At 70.5% G+C, this 21,698-nt stretch carries 4 protein-coding genes; 1 reads left to right on the forward strand and 3 read right to left on the reverse strand.

The genetic code is table 11. The features are described from left to right. Nucleotides 1-5: 5 nt before the first annotated feature. The gene (locus tag M3Q35_RS11485) at nt 6-17,288 is read right to left on the reverse strand and encodes a non-ribosomal peptide synthetase (RefSeq protein WP_273941670.1); all 17,283 of its coding nucleotides are present in this window, start codon (nt 17,286-17,288) and stop codon (nt 6-8) included. Between the two features lie 908 nt (nt 17,289-18,196). Here M3Q35_RS11485 and M3Q35_RS11490 point away from each other — a divergent pair. Further along, the gene (locus tag M3Q35_RS11490) at nt 18,197-18,463 is read left to right on the forward strand and encodes a hypothetical protein (RefSeq protein ID WP_273941671.1); all 267 of its coding nucleotides are present in this window, start codon (nt 18,197-18,199) and stop codon (nt 18,461-18,463) included. A 100-nt stretch (nt 18,464-18,563) separates the two neighbouring features. On the opposite strand, the gene M3Q35_RS11495 is transcribed toward M3Q35_RS11490, so the two are convergent. Both M3Q35_RS11495 and M3Q35_RS11500 read right to left on the reverse strand, forming a co-directional pair. Next, nucleotides 18,564-19,739: a sensor histidine kinase gene (locus M3Q35_RS11495; protein WP_273941672.1), complete on the reverse strand. Its 1,176-nt coding sequence runs from the start codon at nt 19,737-19,739 to the stop codon at nt 18,564-18,566. A gap of 227 nt (nt 19,740-19,966) precedes the next feature. Next, complete coding sequence (locus M3Q35_RS11500; protein ID WP_273941673.1) at nt 19,967-21,694, reverse strand: sodium/solute symporter; 1,728 nt, start codon at nt 21,692-21,694, stop codon at nt 19,967-19,969. Between the last annotated feature and the right edge of the window lie 4 nt (nt 21,695-21,698).

Here is a 21,698-nt window from a genome sequence, read left to right on the forward strand (position 1 = left end):
TCCTTTCAGATGTCCTCGTCGCCGAAGGCGACGCGTTCCAGTTCGAGCAGGACCCGCTCCTCGATGAGCTCGGCGAGCGCGGTCACGGTCCCGCTGGTCAGCACGTCGCGCGGCGTCAGCTCGACGTCGAACGCGGTGCGGACCATCGAGGTGATGTGCAGGCTGCGCACGGAGTCGCCGCCAAGGTCGTAGAAGTTGTCGGTGGCGCCGACCCGGTCCAGCCGCAGCGCCTCGGCCCAGATGCCGGCGAGCACCTCCTCGGTCTCGGTCTCCGGCGGCACATAGCCGGTCACCGGAAGTTCGGCGCTGGGTTCCGGCAGCGCGCGGCGGTCGAGCTTTCCGTTGGGGGTCAACGGGAGTTCGTCCAGCGGCACGAAGACCGACGGCACCATGTGCTCCGGCAGCCGCCCGCTGAGGTGTTCCCGCAGGCCATCGGTGTTGCCGACGACGTAGGCGATGAGCCGCTGGTCGGCGGCGATCACCGCGGCTGCCTTGACGTCCGGACGGGCGGTGAGCACGGCCTCGATCTCGCCGGGCTCGACCCGGAACCCGCGGATCTTGACCTGGTTGTCGGCGCGGCCGAGGAATTCCAGGTCGTCGTCGGCGTTCCAGCGGACCAGGTCGCCGGTGCGGTACATACGCGCGCTGGGCTCGAAGGGGTTGGCCACGAACCGCGAGGCCGTCAGGCCGGGGCGGTCGAGGTAGCCGCGGGCCAGGCCGATGCCGGACACGTACAGCTCCCCCGGCACGCCGGCCGGCACGGGACGCAGGTTGTCGTCCAGCACATACGTCTTCGTGTTCCAGATCGGCCGGCCGATCGGCGGTGTGCCGGCTGGCACCAACGGATCGCTCCACGTGGCGACCACAGTGGACTCCGTCGGCCCGTACGCGTTGATCAACCGGCGGCCGGTAGCCCACCGGGCCACGAGATCCGGCGTGCAGGCGTCGCCGCCGAGTATCAGCGTCCGCAGCGAGGGCAGCGGCACCTCCGGCACCGTGGCCATGGCGACCGGCGGGACCAGGGCGTGCGTGACCTCGCGGCCGCTGAACACCGCGGCCAGGTGTTCCCCCAGCAACGGGCCCGGCGGCGGCACGACCAGCGCCGCGCCGGCCGGCAGCGACATGCAGAGTTCCAGCACGGAGGCGTCGAAGCTCGGCGACGCGAACTGGAGCACGCGGTCGCCGGGGCGGACGTCGAAGTGCTCGATCTCGGCGGCGGAGAAGCTGGCCAGGCCGGCGTGGCTGACCACGACGCCCTTGGGCCGGCCGGTCGAGCCGGAGGTGTAGATCACGTAGGCCGGGCTGGCCGGGGCCAGCGACCGCGCAACCGGTTCGTCCGAATAGGACGCTTCGGAGCCGTCCAGCACGATGTCGCCGCGAACCGCGCCGTCCGGCAACGTGATCGTGAGCACCGGTTGGGCGTCGGTGAGCATGAACTCGATGCGCTCGGCCGGGTAGGCCGGGTCGACCGGCAGGTACGCGGCCCCGGCCTTGAGCACCGCGAGCTGCGCCACGATGATCTCCAGCGAGCGCGGCAGGGCCAGCGCGACGATCTTCTCCGGCCCGGCGCCGGCGGCGATCAGCTTGCGGGCCAGCTGGTTGGCCCGCCGGTCGAGCTCGGCGAAGGTCAGCGTGGTGTCGGCCAGTACAGCGATCGCGTCGGGAGTCCGGGCGGCCTGGGCCTCGATCAGCTCGGGCAGCGTCGCCGGCACCACGACCCGTTCGGTCGCGTTCACGCCGGTCAGCAGGTGTTCCCGCTCCTCGGCGGTGAGCACGTCGACATCGCCGAGACGGGGGTTGTCGCACAACGCTTCCACGACCCGGGTCAGGTGGCCGACCATGCGCCGCACGGTGTTCGGCTCGAACAGCTCCGGGTCGTAGCCGATGCCCAGCGTCAGGGTCTCCCCCGGCACGCCCACGACGGTCAGCGCATAGTTCGTCGCCTCGGTGGCGTCGAGGTCGCGAATGCCCTGCTCGGAGCTGACCGGGTAGTTCTCGAACACCACGGCGCTGTCGAACAGGGTCGGCACGCCGGCCAGGGATTGCAGCCGTGACAGCGGAACGTACTCGAACCGCCGCGATTCCGCCTGCGCCTGCTGCATCTCGCGCAGCCAGTCCACAGCGGACACTTCACCGTCCACAGTGGCCCGTACCGGCAGCGTGTTGATGAAGATGCCGGCGATGTCGTCGGCCCCGGCCAGGTCGGCCGGCCGGCCGGACACGGTCGCCCCGAAGCAGACGTCGCCCTGCCCGCTGTAGCGGGACAGCAGCAACGCCCATGCGCCCTGGACGACCGCGTTGACGGTCAGCCGGCGGCTGCGGGCGAACTCGGTGACCCGGCCGGCCGCCCGCTCATCCAGCCGCGCCGACACCCACTCGGTGGAGGCCGTGTCGTGGCTGGTGGTCGGCGTGCGGTCGAACGGCAGTGGCGTCGGGGCCTCGATGCCGGCCAGCGCCTCGCGCCAGTACGTGTCGGCGGCGTCGAGGTCCTGCCGGCGCAGCCAGGCCACGTAGTCCGAGAACGGCCGCCGCACCGGGGTTTCCTCGGCCAGCACGTCCGACAGCACCTGGAACACCGACCAGCCGTCGAGCAGCACATGGTGGAAGGACCAGACCACCTGCACCTCGGTGGCCGACAGCCGGGCCAGGGTGATCCGCAGCAACGGTCCGGCACCAAGGTTGAAGCCCTGGGCCCGGTCGTCGGCCAGCAGGTCGGTCAGCAGCGCCTCGCGGTTGAGGCCCTGCCAGTCGTACATGGTGATCGGCACCTTGACCTGCCGGTCGACGACCTGGACCGGCTCGGGCACGCCGTCCCACACGATCCGGCTGCGCAGCACCGGCGTCCGGTCCACCACCCGCTGCCACGCCTCGGCCAGCCGCAGCACGTCCGGCGCGGCCTCGAGCACGAACGCGACCTGCTCGAAGTAGAGGCCACGGTCCTGTTGGGACAGTCCGTGGAACACCATGCCGGCCTGCATGGGCGTGAGCGGGTAGATGTCCTCGATCTCCCGGCCGTTGCCGGCGATCCGGTCGACCTGGTGCTGGGCTAGGCCGGCCAGCGGGAAGTCGGACGGCGTGCGGCCGCCGGCGCCGGGCTCGGCGCAGTGCCGGATGATCTCGTGCAGCGCGGCCACGAGATCACCGGCGAGCCGGCGGACGGTCGACTCGCGGTGCAGTTCCGTGCAGTACTGCCAGGTCAGCTCCAGCTTGCCGCCCTGGACGACGCCGACGACGTCGAGCTGGTGCGGCCGGCGCTCGTCCGGGCCGATCGCCGAGTCGAGCGTGCCGGCGTCGGTGAACTGGCCGAGGTAGTTGAAGCTGATCCGCGGCTCGGCGGTGGCGTGGATGAGGCCGGCGACGCCCTTGTTCGGCACCGCGCGGAGCTGTTCCTTGACCGACTTCAGCGTGTCGGCCCAGCCGCCGCCGATGGTCAGCTCCACGGGGTACATGGAGGTGAACCAGCCGACGGTACGGGACAGGTCGACGTCGTCGAACAGCTGCTCACGGCCGTGGCCTTCGAGATCGACCAACACCCGGTCGCGCCCGGTCCAGTTGGCCAGCACCCGGCCGAGCGCGGCCAGCAGCACGTCGTCGACCTGCGTGCGGTAGACGCCGGGCACGTCCTGGAGCAGCGCCCTGGTCTGGATCGCGTCCAATCCGACAACAAGTGTTGTCGTGGTGGCGAAGGTGTTGGGGCCCTTGCCGTCCGTGGGCAGCGTCGGATCGGCGGTGAGCCCGGTCCAGTGCGCGACCTCGGCCCCGAAGTCGTGCCGGTCGAGCCGCTGCGACCAGTCACGGAACGAGGTCGTCTTGGGCGGCAACGCCTTCCGGTGGTAGGCCGCTTCCAGGTCCTCGACCAGCACCCGCCACGAGATACCGTCGACCACCAGGTGGTGCGCGGTGAGCACGAGGACGTTCGGGGCTTCGAGCTTGGCGCTGATCACCGGGCCGTCGGCCAGGTTGATCTCGGCGTCGAGGATCTCGGCCGGCTCGTCCGGGGCATTGTGCTGCCACCACTGGCCGTCGATCCGGTGGAACCGCATCCGCAAGGCGTCGTGATGTGCGACCACAGTGGACAGTGCGGCCCGGAGTTGCGGCAGGTCGAAGTCCTGCGGCCACTCGATCCGCATCGACTGCGTGAACGACTCCGGCACCACCGCGCCGTCGAGGTACCAGCGCTGGATCGGCGTCAGCGGCACTTCACCGCTGACCGCTCCCTGTTCCGCGACGATCTGCACGGCAGCGGTGGCATTGGCCGCTAGCCCGGCGATCGTCGGGTGCGCGAACAGATCTCGCGGCGTGAGGTTGAGGCCGGCGGCCCGGGCCCGGGAGACGACCTGGATGCTCAGGATGGAGTCGCCGCCGAGTTCGAAGAAGTTGTCCTCCACGCCGATACGCTCGGCCCCGAGGATCTCCGCCCAGATGGTCGCGAGAATCCGCTCGTTGTCGGTCCGCGGCGGCAGATAGCCAGTCGTGACGGCGAGTTCGGGGGCCGGCAGCGCCTTGCGGTCGACCTTGCCGTTACGGCTGAGCGGCAGCTCGTCGAGCTGGACGATCGCCGCCGGCACCATGTAGTCCGGCAACCGCTCGGCCAGGAATTCCTTGAGCCCCTTGGCTTCCCCGACGACGTACCCGACCAGCCGCTTGCGCCCCTCGTCGGTCCGCACGGCCACCACGGCCTGCTCGACGGCCGGGTGCTCGGCCAGCACGGCCTCGATCTCGCCGAGCTCGATCCGGAAACCCCGCACCTTGACCTGATCATCGGCCCGGCCGACGAACTCGACCACGCCGTCACGCCAGCGCACCAGGTCGCCGGTCCGATACAGCCGCTCGCCGCTGCCGAACGGATCCGCCACGAACCGCGACGCCGTCAGCCCCGGCCGGCCGATGTAACCCCGGGCCACGCCGGCACCGCCGATGTACAGCTCCCCCACGGTCCCCGGCGGCACCAGCCGCAAGTCGCCGTCGAGCACGTACAGCCGCATGTTGTCCAGCGGCGAGCCGATCGGGATCGAATCCGGGACCTGGCCGCGCATCTTGTGCCGGGAGGCGAAGGTCGTGGTCTCGGTCGGCCCGTAGCCGTCCACCACGCACACACCGCTCGCGATCACGCGCCGAACCGACTCGGCCGGGACGACGTCACCACCCGTCCACACCTCTGTAAGACCCAAAAGGCAGTTAGGGTCTTGCATCGCGAAGAGACGGAACAGACCAGCGGTCAGCCACATCGCCGTCACGCCCTGCTGCACGGCCCAGCGGATGACCGAGGCATCGACGTCACCGGGCGGCGCGACGATCACGCGGCCGCCGTTGAGCAGCGGCACCCACACCTCGTAGGTGGAGGCGTCGAAGGCCTGCGGCGAGTGCAGCAGCGTGGTGCCGTGGCCGCGGGCGAAGGAACGATCGCGGGCCAGGTCGACGATGTCGGCGTGGGTGACGGCGACCCCCTTGGGCACGCCGGTCGAGCCGGACGTGAACATCACGTAGGCCAGGTTGGCCCGGGCAACCTTGACAACAGGTGTTGTCGGAGGCTCGTCGGAAGCAACGTCCTCCAGCACGATTCGCACGCCGGCCAGGTCCAGGACGGCCTGCTGCCGCGAGGCCGGGGCCCGCAGGTCGAGCGGCACGTACGCGGCGCCGGCCTTGAGCACGGCCAGCTCGGCGATCACCAGGTCGACCGAGCGCTCGAGGCGCAGCCCGACCCGGTCCTCGACCCCCACGCCGAGCTTGATCAGCCGGTTGGCCAGGCGGTTCGCCCGGGCGTCGAGCTCGCGGTAGGTCAGCGAATCCACCGCGAGGGCGTCGGGATCCTGCCGGGCGAACGCCGTCAGCACGGTGTCGAAGCTCGGCGCGGTCGCCGTGGCGTTCCACTCCCGCAGCACCAGACGGCGCTCGGCCTCGGTGAGCAGATCCAGCTCCCGCACCGGCTTCCCCGGTGCGCGGACGATGGCCGTGAGCACCAGGTCGAGCTGGTCGGCCAGGCCATGCACGGTCGACTCGTCGAACAGAGTTGGGTCGTAGTCGAAGCTGACGGCGAGCGTGTCGCCGGGCTGCACGACCACGCTGAGGGGGTAGTTGGTCGGCTGGACCTCCCCCATGCCGTGCATGCCGATGCCATGGGCGGCAATGGCTTCCTCGTCGAACGGGTAGTTCTCGAACACCAGCAGGCTGTCGAACAGGGTCGCGCCGACCCAACCCTGGAGCTGGGCCAGCGACACGAAGTCGTACTGCCGGGCCTGCGAGAGCTCCTGCTGCACGGCCCGCAGCCAGTCGGTGACGGACTTGCCGTCGTCGACCCGGATCCGGCTCGGCAGGGTGTTGATCACCATGCCGACCATCGACTCCACGCCGGGCAGGTCGGCCGGGCGGCCCGACACCGTGGTACCGAACACGACGTCACTGCTGCCGCTGCGGCGGGCCAGCAACAGACCCCACGCGGCCTGCACGATCGTGTTCACGGTCAGACCGAGGTTGTGGGCCAACGCCTTCAACGGCTCCGCCGCGTAGTCGACACGAACGGTCGCGCACGACTGGGCCCGGTGCGATTCCACCGGCTGGCGGTCGAACGGCAGCGCGGTCGGGCCTTCCACGCCGTCCAACGCGGTGCGCCAGAAGGACTCCGCCTCAGCCAAGTCCTGAGTGGACAGCCAGCGCAGGTATTCGGCGAACGGCGTCCGGCGCGCCGGCGTGCCGACGGCCTTGTAGTCCTCGCACACTTCCTGCACCAGCTGGGCGCAGCTCCAGCCGTCCAGCAGCACGTGGTGGAACGTCCAGACCAGCAGCACCTCATCGGCGGCGAGCCGGGCCAGCGTCACCCGCATCAGCGGGGCGACGGCAAGATCCATGCCGCGGGCGCGGTCGTTGGCCAGCAGTTGCCGCAGGCGGTCGTCGATGTCGCCGGACGTCCAGTCCAGCACGGTGACCGGCAGCGTGACGTCGCGCTGGACGACCTGCACCGGCTCGGCCAGCCCGTCCCACACGATCCGGCTGCGCAGCACCGGGGTCCGGTCGACCAGCCGCTGCCAGGCCGCGCCGAAGGCCGCCGGGTCGTCGATGCCGGTCAGCCGCAGCTGCACCTGGTTGAAGTAGGCGCCGGAGGAGCCGTCGACCAGGCTGTGGAAGATCATGCCGGCCTGCAACGGCGTCAACGGGTAGATGTCAGCGACGCCGCGGCCGTCGCCGACCAGTCCGTCCACATCGGACTGAGTGAGGCGGGCCAGCGGGAAGTCGGACGGCGTGCGGCCGCCGACGCCGGGCCGGGCACAGTGCCGGACGATACCGGCCAGAGCCTCGATCATGGCATCGGCGAGGGCGCGGACCGTCGCCTCGGCGTGCACCTGATCCGAGTAGTACCAGGTCAGGTCCAGGCGATCGTGCTGAACCAGCGCGACAACGTCCAGCAGGTGCGGTCGGCGCTGGCCGGGATCGGCGGAGCCGCCGATGGAACCGTCGTCGGTGAACTGGCCGAGGTAGTTGAAGCTGATCTCCGGGTCGACCGCCGGCGCGGAGCCGGCCAGGTGGCGCAGGGCGCCGTAGCCGACGCCTCGACGCGGCACCGCCCGCAGGTTTTCCTTGACCTGCTTCAACGTCTGGCCCCAGTCGGCGCTGACGGCCAGCTCGACCGGGAAGATCGACGTGAACCAGCCGACCGTGCGGGACAGGTCGACGTCGTCGAACAGCTGCTCACGGCCGTGGCCTTCGAGGTCGACCAGCACGCGATCACGGCCGGTCCAGTCGGCCAGCGCGCGGCCGAGCGCACTGAGCAGGACGTCGTTGACCTGCGTGCGATAGACGGCCGGCACGTCCTGGAGCAGCGCCCGGGTGTGCTCGGCGTCGAGGCTGACGGTGATCGTCCGCGCCGAACCCATGGTGTTGACGCCATCGGCGTCGGTCGGCAGCTCGGCGTGGCCGGTCAGGGACGTCCAGTGCGGCAACTCGTCGTCAAAGCCGCCGGCCTTGGTGAAGTCGGCCAGCCGCGTCGACCATTCCTGGAACGAGGTGGTCTTGGCCGGCAGGGCCTCGCCGCGCAGCGCTGCGCGCAGATCCTCGGCCAGGATCCGCCACGACACCGTGTCGACGACCAGGTGATGAGCTTCGACCAGCAGCTTGTCGCCAACCAACTCGGCCCGCAGCATCGGCCCCTTGAGCAGGTCGAATGCCGGTCCGTCGAGAATCTTGGCCGGTTCGACCGGCCACGTCCGCTGCCCGTCGGCGAAAGTGGTGCGCAGCGCGTCGTGGTGGGCCAGCAGGACATTGAGGGCCCGGTCCAGTGCCGCGCGGTCGACGCCGGGCAGATCGAGCAGCATGGACTGGGTGAAGTGCTCGGCGTGCACGGGTTCGGCGTCGAGGAACCAATGCTGGATCGGGGTCAGCGGCGCGTCACCGGTCACTGCCCCCTGATCGGCCGTCGCGGTCGTGGCCGTGCCGGCGGCCGCGGCCAGCGCGGCGATCGTGGGGTGTGTGAACAGATCGCCGGGCATCAGGCTCAGGCCGGCCTGCCGAGCCCGGGACACGACCTGGATGCTGACGATCGAGTCGCCGCCGAGCTCGAAGAAGTTGTCCTCGGCCCCGACACGGTCCAGGCGCAGCACCTCCGCCCAGATCGCGGCCAGCGTGCGCTCGGCGTCGGTGCCGGGCTCGACGTGCCCGCGGCTGATCTCCGGGGCCGGCAGCGCCTTGCGGTCGACCTTGCCGGTCGCGCTGAGCGGCAAGGACTCCAGCTCGACGATCACCGCCGGCACCATGTAGTCCGGCAGCCGCTCGGCCAGGAACTCCTTGAGCCCGTCAGCCTTTCCGACGACGTAACCGATCAAGCGCTTGCGGCCGTCGTCGGTCCGCACGGCCACCACGGCCTGATCGACGGCCGGATGAGCACCCATGGCCGCCTCGATCTCACCGAGCTCGATGCGGAAGCCACGGATCTTGACCTGGTCGTCGGCGCGGCCGACGAACTCCACCACGCCGTCACGCCATCGGACCAGGTCGCCGGTGCGGTACAGGCGATCGCCGTCGCCGAAGGGGTCGGCGACGAACCGGGACGCCGTCAGGCCGGGCTGGTCGCAGTAGCCACGGGCCACGCCGACACCGCCGATGAACAGCTCCCCCACCACACCGGGCGGCACCAGGCGCAGATCGGCATCGAGGACGTACAGCCGCATGTTGTCCAGCGGCGTCCCGATCGGCACCACATCCGGCACCACACCGGTCATCAGGTACCGAGACGCGAAGGTCGTGGTCTCGGTGGGGCCGTAGACGTCCACAACGGACAGTCCGTTGCAAGCAGCCAACACTCGGCGCAGCGCCTCGGCCGGCACCGCTTCGCCGCCGGTCCAGACCTCGGCCAGCCCGTCGAAGCAGCCCGGATCCTCCTGCGCCACCAGGCGGAACAGGCCGATGGTGAGGAACAGCGAGGTGATCCCCCGGCCGATCGCCCAGCGAATCACCGCCGGGTCGACGCTGCCCGGCGGGGCGACGATCACGCGGCCGCCGTTGAGCAGCGGCACCCACAGCTCGTAGGTGGAGGCGTCGAAGGCCTGCGGCGAGTGCAGCAGCACCACCTTGTGGTTACGCCGGAACGCCCGGTCGGCCGCCAGCGCCACGATGTCCCGGTGCGTGATCGCGACGCCCTTCGGCACGCCGGTCGACCCGGACGTGAACATCACGTACGCCAGGTTGGCCGGGTGCACCTTGAGCTCAACCGGGCCGTCCGACGCGCCCTCGTCGATCATGGCGATCTGTCCGTTGTGGACGGTCTCGCCGACCGGACGCCAGCGGTCGTCGGTGATCAGCACCGTCGTGTCGGCGGCGAGCATGCGCAGCCGCTCCTTGGGCGCACGGGCGTCCAGCGGCAGATACGCGCCGCCGGCTTTGAGCACCGCCAGCTCGGCGACGACCAGCTCCACCGACCGCTCGAGCAGCAGCGCCACCGGCCGGTCCCGCTCGACCCCGAGCTCGATCAGCCGGTGCGCCAACCGGTTCGACCGGCGGTCCAGCTCCGCGTAGGTCACGTCGTCAACGGCCAACTCGTGCGGCCGGCGGCGAACCTGGGCGGCGAACAGCTCGACCACGCTCAGTTCGGGCAGCGGCTGCGCGGTGTCGGTGTAGTCGTGCAACAGCAGGGTTCGCTCGGCGTCGGTAATCATCGGCAGCGCCGCCAGCGGCCGAGCCGGGTCGGCGGCGATCTCCTCGATGAGCGCCCGCAACCGATCGGCCAGCGCCGCGATGGTCGTCTCGTCGAACAGGCGCGGGTCGTAGCCGAAGGCCAGGGTCAGCCGGTCGCCGGGGTAGGCCACCACGGCCAGGGGGTAGTTGGTCGTCTCGACGCCGCGAACGTCGCGCAGGCCGAGTTCGGCGTCCACCGGGTAGTTCTCGAACACCAGGATGCTGTCGAACAGCGCGCCGGTCGGCGGGGCGTAGTCGAAGCGCCGGGCCGCCGCCTGCTCGTCCTGTATCCGCCGCAGCCACGGCACCAGCTCACGCGACTCGTCAACGTCCACAATGGACGGCAGCGTGGCGATGAAGATGCCGGCGATGTCTTCGGCACCGGCCAGATCGGCCGGGCGACCGGAGACCGTGCTGCCGAAACACACCTCTCGCTGCCCGCTGTGCCGGGCGAGCAGCAGCGCCCAGGCGCCCTGCACGACCGTGTTGACGGTCAACCCGTTGCGCTGGGCCATTTCCCGCAGGCCGTCGGCCGGGAAGTCGATTCGCAGGCTGGCCGTGGACTCGGCGTTCCCGGACGGCTGCCGGTCGTAGGGCAGCGGTGTCCGCTCGGCGGTGTGCTGACGCCAGAACGCCTCCGCCGCCGCAGTGTCCTGTTCGGACAGCCAAGCCACGTAATCCCGGAACGGCCGCCGCGCCGGCAGTTCGTCATCGTGCACGACCGCCATCACGTCGGCGAGAACCTGGAACAGGCTCCAGCCGTCCAGCAGCAGATGGTGGAACGTCCACAGCACCCGGGTTTCCACACCCTGGTCGACCAGGGTCACCCGCATCAGCGGGGCGGTCGACAGGTCCAGCCCGGCCGCCCGATCCTCGGCCAGCAGATCGGCGAAGTCGCCTTCGTAGCGGCGGATCGGCAGCTTCACACCGCGCCGGACCACCTGGACCGGCCGGTCGACGCCCTCCCATACGATCTCGCTGCGCAGCACCGGCGTCCGGTCGACCACGGTCTGCCAAGCTGCCGCCAGCTCGTCGGCCCTGGCGTCAACCGTGAAGCTGACCTGCTGGAAGTACGCGCCTTGACCGTGTTCGACCAGGCGATGGAAGACCATGCCGGCCTGGGTCGGCGTCAGCGGATAGATGTCCTCCACACTCCGGCCGTCGCCGACCAGCCGATCCACTGTGGACTGATCAAGCCCGGCCAGTGGGAAGTCCGACGGCGTGCGACCACCGGCACCCGACTGTCCACAGTGCTCGATGATCTCCAGGAGCGAGGCGCGAAGGGCGGCGGCCAGTCCCTCGATGGTTGTCGAATTGTGCCGTACGCCATGGAAGAACGTGAACTCCAGGCAGCCGTTCTCCACCCGGCCTACGACGTCCAGCAGATGCCGACGCGGCGCGGCCGGGTCCTCATGCAGCGCCATCTCGCCTGCATCGTCGAACTGCCCGAGGTAGTTGAAGCTCACCGACGGCTCGATCGCCGGCACGCTGCCGGCGAAGTAGTGCAGCGCCCCGTACGAGACACCCTTGTTCGGCACCGACCGCAGCTTTTCCTTGACAGTCTTGAGATCCCGGGCCCAGTCGCCGGCGATCTCCAGCGACACCGGGAAGATGGACGTGAACCAGCCGACCGTGCGGGAGATGTCGACATCGGGGAACAGGTCCTCGCGGCCGTGCCCCTCCAGGTCGACGACCACGCGCGGGCTGCCGGTCCAGTCCGACAGCACGCGACCGAGCGCCGCCAGCAGCACGTCGTTGACCTGCGTGCGATAAACCCCCGGCACGTCCTGCAACAGCGCCCGGGTTTGCGCGGCATCGAGCCGCACGCTGACCTCGCGCGTATCGGCGACAGTGTCCTCGCCGACCGTGTCGACGGGGATCGGCACGTCCTCGATCGCGCGCCAGTACTCCGCGTCGCCGAAGGCGTGGTTGGTCAGCTTGTGCGCCCACTCCTGGAACGAGGTCGTGCGCGGGCCGAGGTCGCCGCCGCGGTAGGCGGTCATCAGGTCCTCGACCAGGATCCGCCACGAGATGCCGTCCACCACCAGGTGGTGCACGTACAGCGTGACCTGGTCGGCGGCGGTGATCGCGGCCCTGATCAACGGGCCGGTGGCCAGGTCGAACACCGGATCCGGCTCGCCCAGCACGGTCACCGGCTCCGCCGCCGAGATGATCTGCCGATCGGTGAACCGCGCCCGCAGCATGTCGTGGTGGTCGACCAGCGCCTGCAACGCCGGTGCAAGCTTGGCCGCGTCGACCGGCTGATCGAAGGTCGCCACCACGCTCTGCGTGAAGTGGCCCGGCTTGGCCGGCTTCGTGTCGAGGAACCACCGCTGGACCGGGGTCAGCGGCACCTCGCCCAGCGCCGGCCCGCGCTCGACCAGCTCCCCGACAACAACTGTTGTCGCGAGGGCGGCGATGGTCTGGTTGAGGAAGATGTCCCGGGACGACACCTTGAGCCCGGCCTTGGCCGCGCGGGACACGACCTGGATGCTCAGGATCGAGTCGCCGCCCAGCTCGAAGAAGTTGTCCAGCACGCCGACGCGGGCGACACCCAGCACGTCGACCCAGACCTCGGCCAGCACCCGCTCGGCGTCGGTGCGCGGGGCGACATAGTCGGTGCCGTGCGCCTCCCAGTCCGGCGCCGGCAGCGCTGCCCGGTCGAGCTTTCCGTTGGGGTTCAACGGGAACTTGTCCAGTTGGACGAAGCCCGCCGGCACCATGTACTCCGGCAGCCGGCCGTTGAGGTAGTCGCGCAGACCGTCGGTGGCACCGACGATGTAGCCGACGAGCCGCTTGTGGCCGTTGTCCTCGCGCACGACCACCACCGCCTCGGTGACGGCCGGGTGCGCGCGCAGAGCGTTCTCGATCTCGCCGAGCTCGATCCGGAAGCCCCGGATCTTGACCTGGTGGTCGGCGCGGCCCAGGTACTCCAGCTCGCCGGCGGCGGTCCAGCGCACGAGGTCGCCGGTCAGGTACATGCGGCTGCCGGCCGGGCCGTAGGGATCGGCGACGAAACGGTCGGCGGTGAGGCCGCCGCGGTTGAGGTAGCCGCGGGCCAATCCGTTGCCACCCAGGCACAACTGGCCGGTCACGCCCGGCGGGACCGGCCGGAACGCCGAGTCCAGCACGTACGCCTTGGTGTTGGCGATCGGCCGGCCGATGGGCGGGTTCCGGTCCTGGCCGTCATCGAACCAGGCGGTGGCGTAGACCGTGGCCTCGGTCGGGCCGTAAATATTGGCGATCTTCACGCCGGGCAGCGCCGCCCGAACATCCCGCACCGCCTTGGCCGTCAACGCTTCGCCGGCCAGCACGACGTGCTCGGGCGTGACCGAGACCGCGCCCTGGGCCAGCAGCTGCGCGAACGCCGACGGCACGCCGCTGACCAGACTGGCCGGCCAGTCCGCGCCGCGCCGCTCGCCCAGCGCCAGCACGTCCCGGACGACCTCGATGCGGCCGCCGACCATCAGCGGGCAGAGGACCTCGAACACCGAGACGTCGAAGTTGAGCGAGGTCGAGGCGACCACAGCGGACAGGCCACCAGCACCGAAGTCCTTGGCCGCCCACGCCATCAGATCCACGGCCGTGGCGTGCGTGACGACGACGCCCTTGGGGCGGCCGGTCGAGCCCGAGGTGTAGATGACGTACGCCGGATGCGCCGGGAGCAACCCGGTGTCGCCGAGATTCTCGCCGCTGCCCGGCAGCTCGCCGACCTCCGTCAACACGACCACCGGCCGCGCGTCGGCGATCATCAGCTCGCGCCGTTCGGCCGGGTACTTCGGGTCCACCGGCAGGTAGGCCGCGCCGGACTTGAGCACGGCCAGCACCGCGACGATCATGCGCTCCGACCGCGGCATGGAGATCGCCACCAGCCGTTCCGGGCCCGCGCCTTGCTCAATGAGCCTGCGGGCCAAGCGGTTCGCACGCTCGTTGAGCTCGCGGTAGGTCAGCTGCCGGCCTTCGCACAGCACCGCGACGGCATCGGGCGTGCGGTCGGCCTGCTGCTCGAACAGCTCCGGCAGCGTCACCGACGGCACATCGATCACCGGACCCTGCCACTCGGTCAGCACCTGCCGGCGCTCGGCGTCGTCCAGCAGCGGCAGCTCGCCGACCGTGCGCGCCGGGTCGGCGGCGATGCCGTCCAGCAGCACCCGGAGGTGGCCGGCGATGCGGTCGATCGTGCTGGCGTCGAACAGATCGGTGTTGTACTCGACGGCCGCGACCAGGCCGCCGTCCCGCGGCACGAACTCGAAGACCAGATCGAAGCGGGCCCTTGGGCGCGGCAGATCGTGCTCGCTGATCCGCAGCTCGTTGGCCGTACGGGCCGGCACCATGGCGTTCTGGAGGATGATCAGGGCCTGGGCCAACGGGGTCCGGCTCGGGTCGCGCGCCGGCTGGAGATCGGCGACGACCTGGTCGAACGGCAGGTCGGCGTATGCGAAGGCCTCCAGCACCGTCTCACGCGCGTCCGTCAGGAAGTCGGGGAAGCCCTGCGCCGGGTCCACCCATGCCCGCAGCACCAGCGTGTTCACGAAGAAGCCGGCAACCCGCTCCAGCTCGGAGTGATCACGCCCGGAGACGACGGTGCCGAGGGCGACCTGCTGCTGGTTGCTGTGCCGTGCCAAGAGCAGTTGCACGGCGGCGGTCAGCGTCATGAACAGCGTGGCCCCGTGGTCCTGCCCGATCGCCGACAACCGGGTGACCAGGTCGGCCGGCAGGTCGTAACGGCGGATGGACCCGTTGGTGGTCCGGACCTGCGGGCGGGGACGATCGGTCGACAGCTCCAGCGGGGTGAGGCCGGAGAGCTTGCGCCGCCAGTACGCCAGCTGCCGCTCCCGCAGCCGCGGCGTCAGGCGTTCCCGTTGCCACAGCGCGAAATCCGCGTACTGTACGGTCGGCGTCGGCCGCTCGCCGCCGGTGTAGCCGGCGATCAGGTCGTCCACCAGCACGCCGACCGACCAGCCATCGGTGATGATGTGGTGCTGGCACAACAGAAGCACGTGGTCGTCGGGGCCGAGTTCGAGCAGCGACGCCCGGGTCAGCGGGCCCTCACGCAGGTCGAACGGCCGCTCCAGCTCGGCCTCGATGTCGTCGATCCGGTGCAGCGGCAGGGATCCCTCGTCGTGGATCACCTGGACGATCTCGTCGTCGACGGTGTCGAAGGTCGTGCGCAGCGACTCGTGCCGTGCCACCAACGCCGTCAGCGCCGTCTGGAGGGCATCGACGTCGAGCGGGCCGCGCAGGCGCAGGCCGATGGCCGAGTTGTACTCCGTGTCGCCGGCGGTCAGGTCGTTCATCAGCCACAACCGACGCTGCGCCGGAGAAATCGGCACCGGGCCGGTGCGTGCGACGTGGCGGATCCGGTTCTCGGCGGCGCGAGCCTGGGGCGGCAGCAGCTCGGCGATGCCGGCGACCGTGCGCGCGTCGAACACGATGCGCGGCGACAGGTCGACGTCGAAGCTGGTCCGGATCCGGGCCAGCAGCTTCGCGCCGAGGATGGAATCCCCGCCCAGCTCGAAGAAATCGTCGTGCACGCCGACCTCGTCGACGCCGAGCAGCTCTCCCCACAGCCGGGCCAGCACGGACTCCGCCTCGGTGCGCGGTGCCGCGTACTCGGTGCGCCGGGCAGCCGACCAGTCCGGTTCCGGCAGCGCCTTCCGGTCAAGCTTCCCGTTGGGGCCCAACGGGAACCGCTCCAGCCGCAGGATCGCCGCCGGCACCATGTAGTCTGGCAGGGTCGTCGCGAGATGGGCCCGCAGGTCCGCGTCCGTGTCGCCGACGACATAGCCGACGAGGCGCTTCACGCCGGGGCGGTCCTCGCGGGCGATCACCACGGCGTCGCGGACGCGCGGGTGCTGGCGCAGCGCCGTCTCGATCTCGCCCAGCTCGACCCGGAAGCCGCGGATCTTGACCTGGTGATCGGCGCGGCCGACGAACTCCAGCACACCGGCGGCCGTCCAGCGGACCAGGTCGCCGGTGCGGTACATGCGGGCGCCCGGCGCGAACGGGCTGGCGACGAACCGTGAAGCGGTCAGGCCCGGACGCTCAAGGTAGCCGCGGGCCAGGCCGATACCTTCGACGTACAGCTCCCCGGTGGCGCCGACACCGACCGGACGAAGATCGGCGTCCAGCACGTGGGCCCGGGTGTTCCAGATCGGACGGCCGATGGGCGGGGTGCCGCCCGGGGTCAGCGGGTCGCTCCAGGTGGCGACGACCGTCGACTCGGTCGGCCCGTACGAGTTGATCATGCGGCGGCCGGGGGCCCAGCGGCGGACCAGGTCGGCCGGGCAGGCGTCGCCGCCGACGATCAGCGTGCGGAAGTCGGGCAGCTTCGTGTCCGGCACGGTGGCCAGCGCCACCGGCGGGATCAGCGCGTGCGTGACGCGCTCCCGGCGCAGCACGTCGGCCAGTCGGTCGCCCAGCAGCGGTCCCGGCGGCGGCACGACCAGCGCCGCGCCGGCCGGCAGCGACATGCACAGTTCCAGGATGGACGCGTCGAAGCTGGGCGAGGAGAACTGGAGCACGCGGTCGCCGGCGCGCACCTCGTACCGGTCCATCTCGGCCGCGGCGAAGCTGGCCAGGCCGGCGTGCGTGACGACAACACCCTTGGGCCGCCCGGTGGACCCCGACGTGAAGATCACATACGCGGCGTGGTCGGTGCACTGTGGACCGTCGACCGGCCGATTCGGATGATCGTCGAACAGGCCCGGGGTGTCCAGGGTGATCAGCGGCACAGCCGCCGGCAGCCGGTCGGCCAGCGTCGCGCGGGTGACGACCAGCACCGGATCGGCGTCGTCGAACATGAGCGAAATTCGCTCTTTCGGGTAGTCCGGGTCCACCGGCAGGAAGGCCGCGCCGGTCTTGGCCACCGCCAGCTGCGCCGCCACCAGGTCGGCCGAGCGGGGCAGGGCCAGCGCCACGATCCGCTCCGGCCGCGCGCCGCGCGCCGCCAGCAGGTGCGCGAGCCGGGTGGCTCGCGCGTCGAGCTCGGCGTAGCTGACCGTGCCGTCCGCCCCCAGCAGCGCCGGCGCGTCGGGGGTGCGCGCGACCTGCGCCTGCACCAGCTGAGCCAGGGTGCGGGCGGGCAAAGGCCGGTCAGTGGCGTTCCACTCCGGTGGGACCGACATCGATCAGGGCACCTTTCGGGCACGGGTCATCAGGGCAGGGGACATCGCCAGAACCGGTGACGGCACTGGTCGGTGGAACAGGCAGGCGGAGCCGCCCGCTGTCAGGCGCGTTCCCGCCCAGGGGATGAGCACAATTCACGGCCGCGCGCCGACACCCACCCGGTTTCCGCTCCGCGCACACGCCACTGCGGTGGCGATTCCCCTTCGCCTGCGTGCCGCGGGAATGGACAACCGGGTCCCGTCGTCAGCGGACCGCGATCGATGGGCCCGACAGTTGGGGCCACCACAACCGTCGAGATCCGTAGGCAACGGTGCCCAACGAATCCAGAATGTTCTACCGCCGAATGGAGTATCCCCCGGTGTTCAGTTCTTCGACCGGAACACGCACGTGGGAACTCCATCGGAAAGGCCGAACTTCACTCAGGCGTGGCAGATTGCTCCATCAGAGTGGTTTAAACCACAACAGACCGACCGGGAGCAGTAGACGTCCAGACCTCTTGCCAGCCCCTAACCCGCTTGAGGTAACCCGCCCGGGGATTCGCTTACACAGTGCGACCCATTCAGGCCCCAGCACAAGGTCATCCGACTTGACACGGGGTTAACCCTACATTTCCTACCCGACGGTAGGAAGTATGCACGTGCACCAAGTCACGATCGTGCCGTTACGGTGACGTACATCGCATTAGCACGAAATTTATGACAGTGGAGCCACACCCCAATCACGAAGAACTCATTACGGTCACGAAGACCGTTACTTCACCCCGCAAGGATTCGCGCTCGGAAACGCCTTCGGTGCGCGCGCCACCCGTTCGAGTGCATCTTCGCTCCGTTAAACCTTCGGCCGGCCGTGAACCGACTGCGCGCATCGGCCGTGTACCCGGCACCTGAACGGAGAAGGGAGCCCACCGATGACCACGCCACTGCCGCACCGGGCGATCGCCATCCTCCGCGCCGTCGCCGCCGGTCGCGCCGAACTCACCGACAGCCGCGAGCCCGACCTGCGGGTCGACGGCCTGCCCTGTTGCGACCAGGCCATGGCCCACGATCTCGTGCACGCCGGCCTGGTGGTCGCCGCCCGGTCCACGAGCACCTGGATGCCGGCCCGGCTCACACCATCAGGTGAAAGGGCACTGGCCGAGGCCGGTCCACCGCCCGCCCAACGACCCGCCGCCTGACCCCACCCTTGACGTCACATGCGGTCCGGACGTGCCGCAGAGAGGCAAGTACGACGCGCATGTGCCATTCGAAGGTGCGCGGTGGGCGCTGCTCGCGGGGTCAGTCGGCGTGAATGCCGGGCCGGTACTTCGGCACCCGAAGGTGGATCTTCGTGCCGGCCCCGACGGCGGTCTCCACGACGAGGCCGTACTCGTCTCCGTATACCTGGCGCAGGCGCTCGTCGATGTTGCCGAGGGCGATGCCGGTCTGCTCGTCGGGCTCACCGGCGAGGGTCCGGCGCAGGCGGTCGGGGTCCATGCCGACACCGTCGTCCTCGATGCTGATGTGGGCCTCGGCCCCGGCATCGGCGGCCTGGATGCTGATCCGGCCGGGCCCGACCTTGCCCTCCATGCCGTGCCGCACGGCGTTCTCCACCAGCGGCTGCATGCACAGGAACGGCACGGCCACCGGCAACACTTCGGGCGCGATCTGGAGCGTCACATGGAGTCGTTCGCCGAAACGGGCGCGCTCCAGGGACAGGTACTGGTCGATGGACCGGAGCTCCTCGGCCAGCGTGGTGTACTCGCCGTGCCGCCGGAACGAGTAGCGGGTGAACTCGGAGAAGTCGAGCAGCAGCGTGCGGGCCCGCTCGGGATCGGTCCGCACGTAGGACGCGATGGCGGTGAGCGAGTTGAAGATGAAGTGCGGCGAGATCTGCGCCCGCAGGGCCCGCACCTCGGCTTCGATGAGCCGTCGCTTGGACCGGTCGAGCTCGGCCAGCTCCAGCTGACCGCCGGCCCAGCGGGCCACCTCGTTGGCCGCCCGCACGAGCCCGGCCGACGCCTCGGCGGCGTACGCCAGCAGCACGCCGGCGATCCGACCGTCCACATGCAACGGAACCATGACGGCAAAGCGCAGCGGGCACTCGACATCGTCACAGGAGACCCGGGCCACGTGCGAACGGCCATGGGTCAGCGCCTGGGCGATGATCTCCAGGGCTTCGGCCGAGTGTTGCTCACCTATGCCGTCCCAGGCCAGCACCCGTTCGCCGTCGGTCAAGGCCAGGGCCGGAGTGTCAAGCAGGGCACGAAGATGCGGGACGGACCGGCGGGCGGCCTCGGGCATCAGCCCGGCCCGCAACGGCGGCGCGGCCGACCACGCGGTGTGCAAGGTCTCGTACGTGGCCCGGTCGACGGCGTTGCCGGACTCGCGCAGGGCGTTTCGCAGGCGCCACAACAACACCAGCACGGCCAGCGTCATCACGCACAGCAGACCGGCCAGCACAGCGGTCGTCACAGCCCCACCTCGCTCACGCCCAGCAGGTCCGCCACCCAGGCCCCCGCGCTGAACGGTCCCCTCACAAGCCCGGTCACAAGCCCACCCCGCTCACGCCCAGCAGGTCCACGACCCAGGCCCCCGCGCTGAACGGTCCCCTCACAAGCCCGGTCACAAGCCCACCCCGCTCACGCCCAGCAGGTCCGCCACCCAGGCCCCCGAGCCCAATGGTGACCTCGCAAGCTCGGTCACGGCGTCTCCTCCTGGGCCAGCCCGAGCGCCTCCGGGGCGTGCAGCCGGACCATCGTCCGGTTCACCGACGCCGGCACGGTCCGCGGCGTGAGCAGCGAGCCGATGATCATCACCGCGAAGCCCAGCGGCACGCTCCACGCCGCCGGCCGGCTGAGCAGATCGTAGACCAGCCCCGATCCGGGTGGCACCAACAGCGTCACCAGCCCGGCGACCAGCGCCAACCCGCCGCCGGCGATCATCCCGGCCATCGCCCCGAACGGCGTCAGCCGCCGCCACCAGATCCCCAGCAGCAGCAACGGGCAGAAGGACGACGCGGCCACCGCGAAGGCCAGCCCGACGACGTCGGCCAGCGACATGCCCGACACCAGCAGCGCCGCCCCGAACGGCACGATCGCGGCGCAGAAGGCCGCCACCCGGAAACCGCGAAGTCCCCGCAGCAGCAACACATCCTGCGACAGCACGCCGGCCACCGACAGCGTCAGCCCCGACGACGTGGACAGGAACGCGGCGAACGCCCCGCCGGCCACCAGCGCGCCGAGCAGCTCCCCCAACGTCCCGCCGACCAGTCGTGCCGGCAGCACCAACACCACGGCATCGGTCTGCCCGGTGAGCAGCAGCTCCGGCGTGTAGATCCGCCCGAGCGCCGCATAGGCCGGCGGCAGCAGGTAGAACACGCCCAGCAGGGCCAGCACGACCACGGTCGTCCGCCGGGCCTGGCGGCCGTTCGGGTTGGTGTAGAAGCGAACCACCACGTGCGGCAACCCCATGGTGCCGAGGAAAGTGGCGATGATCAGCGAGTACGTGACGTAGAACGGGTCGCCGTGCCCCTCCCCGCCCAGCGGCTGCGCCCACAGCGCGTTCGTGTCGGCGGGAATGCCCTTCACCTGCGGTACAACGGATCCGCCCGGGAAACCCAGCTCCGCCCCGGCGGAGACCTGATGCGATCCCGGCCCCAGCGACACCGAAGTGCCGGTGTACGACCGGCCGTCCACCTTGCCGGAGACGCGCACCGACACCCGGGACGGCACCTCGATGTCCACAGTGGTCTGCACGGTCACCTTGGTGTCATTGGGAAACACCGCCGGCACGGATCCGTTGAGCGTCGGCGCGCCGGCGCCCCGCCAGGCCAGCACCAGGAAGATCACCGGCACGGCCAGCGCCGTCAGCTTCAGCCAGTACTGCACGGCCTGCACGAACGTGATGCTCCGCATCCCGCCGGCCATCACGTTCACCGCGACGACCGCCGCCACCAGCAACGCCCCTAGCCAGCCCGGCGCGCCGGTGACGGTCGTCAACGTCAGCCCCGCACCCTGCAACTGCGGCACCAGGTACAGCCAGCCGATGCCGACCGACAGCACACTGGCCATCCGCCGCACCCGCCGCGACTCCAGCCGCGCCTCGGCGAAGTCCGGCACCGTGTAGGCGCCAGAACGCCGAAGCGGCGCCGCGACCAACGCCAGCAGCACCAGATAGCCGACGGTGTAACCGATCGGGTACCACAGCATGTCCGGCCCGTAGGCGAAGATCAGCCCGGCGACGCCGAGGAACGAGGCCGCCGACAGGTACTCGCCGCCGATGGCCGAGGCGTTCCACCACGGCGACACGGTCCGCGACGCCACGTAGAAGTCCGAGGTGGTACGGGAGATCCGCAGTCCGTAGCCACCGATGAGCAGCGCCGCGACCAGCACCAGCGCCACGAAGACCGCGGAGTACGTGCTGCTCACAGCG

This window comes from Kutzneria chonburiensis, assembly GCF_028622115.1.
In the GTDB taxonomy this organism is placed as follows: Bacteria; Actinomycetota; Actinomycetes; order Mycobacteriales; family Pseudonocardiaceae; genus Kutzneria; species Kutzneria chonburiensis.

What these genes read in the sequence shown, in the direction of transcription:
- M3Q35_RS11485 (WP_273941670.1), bottom strand. Translation starts at nt 17,288, where the DNA reads ATGTCGGTCCCACCGGAGTGGAACGCCACTGACCGGCCTTTGCCCGCC.
- M3Q35_RS11490 (WP_273941671.1), top strand. Translation starts at nt 18,197, where the DNA reads ATGACCACGCCACTGCCGCACCGGGCGATCGCCATCCTCCGCGCCGTC.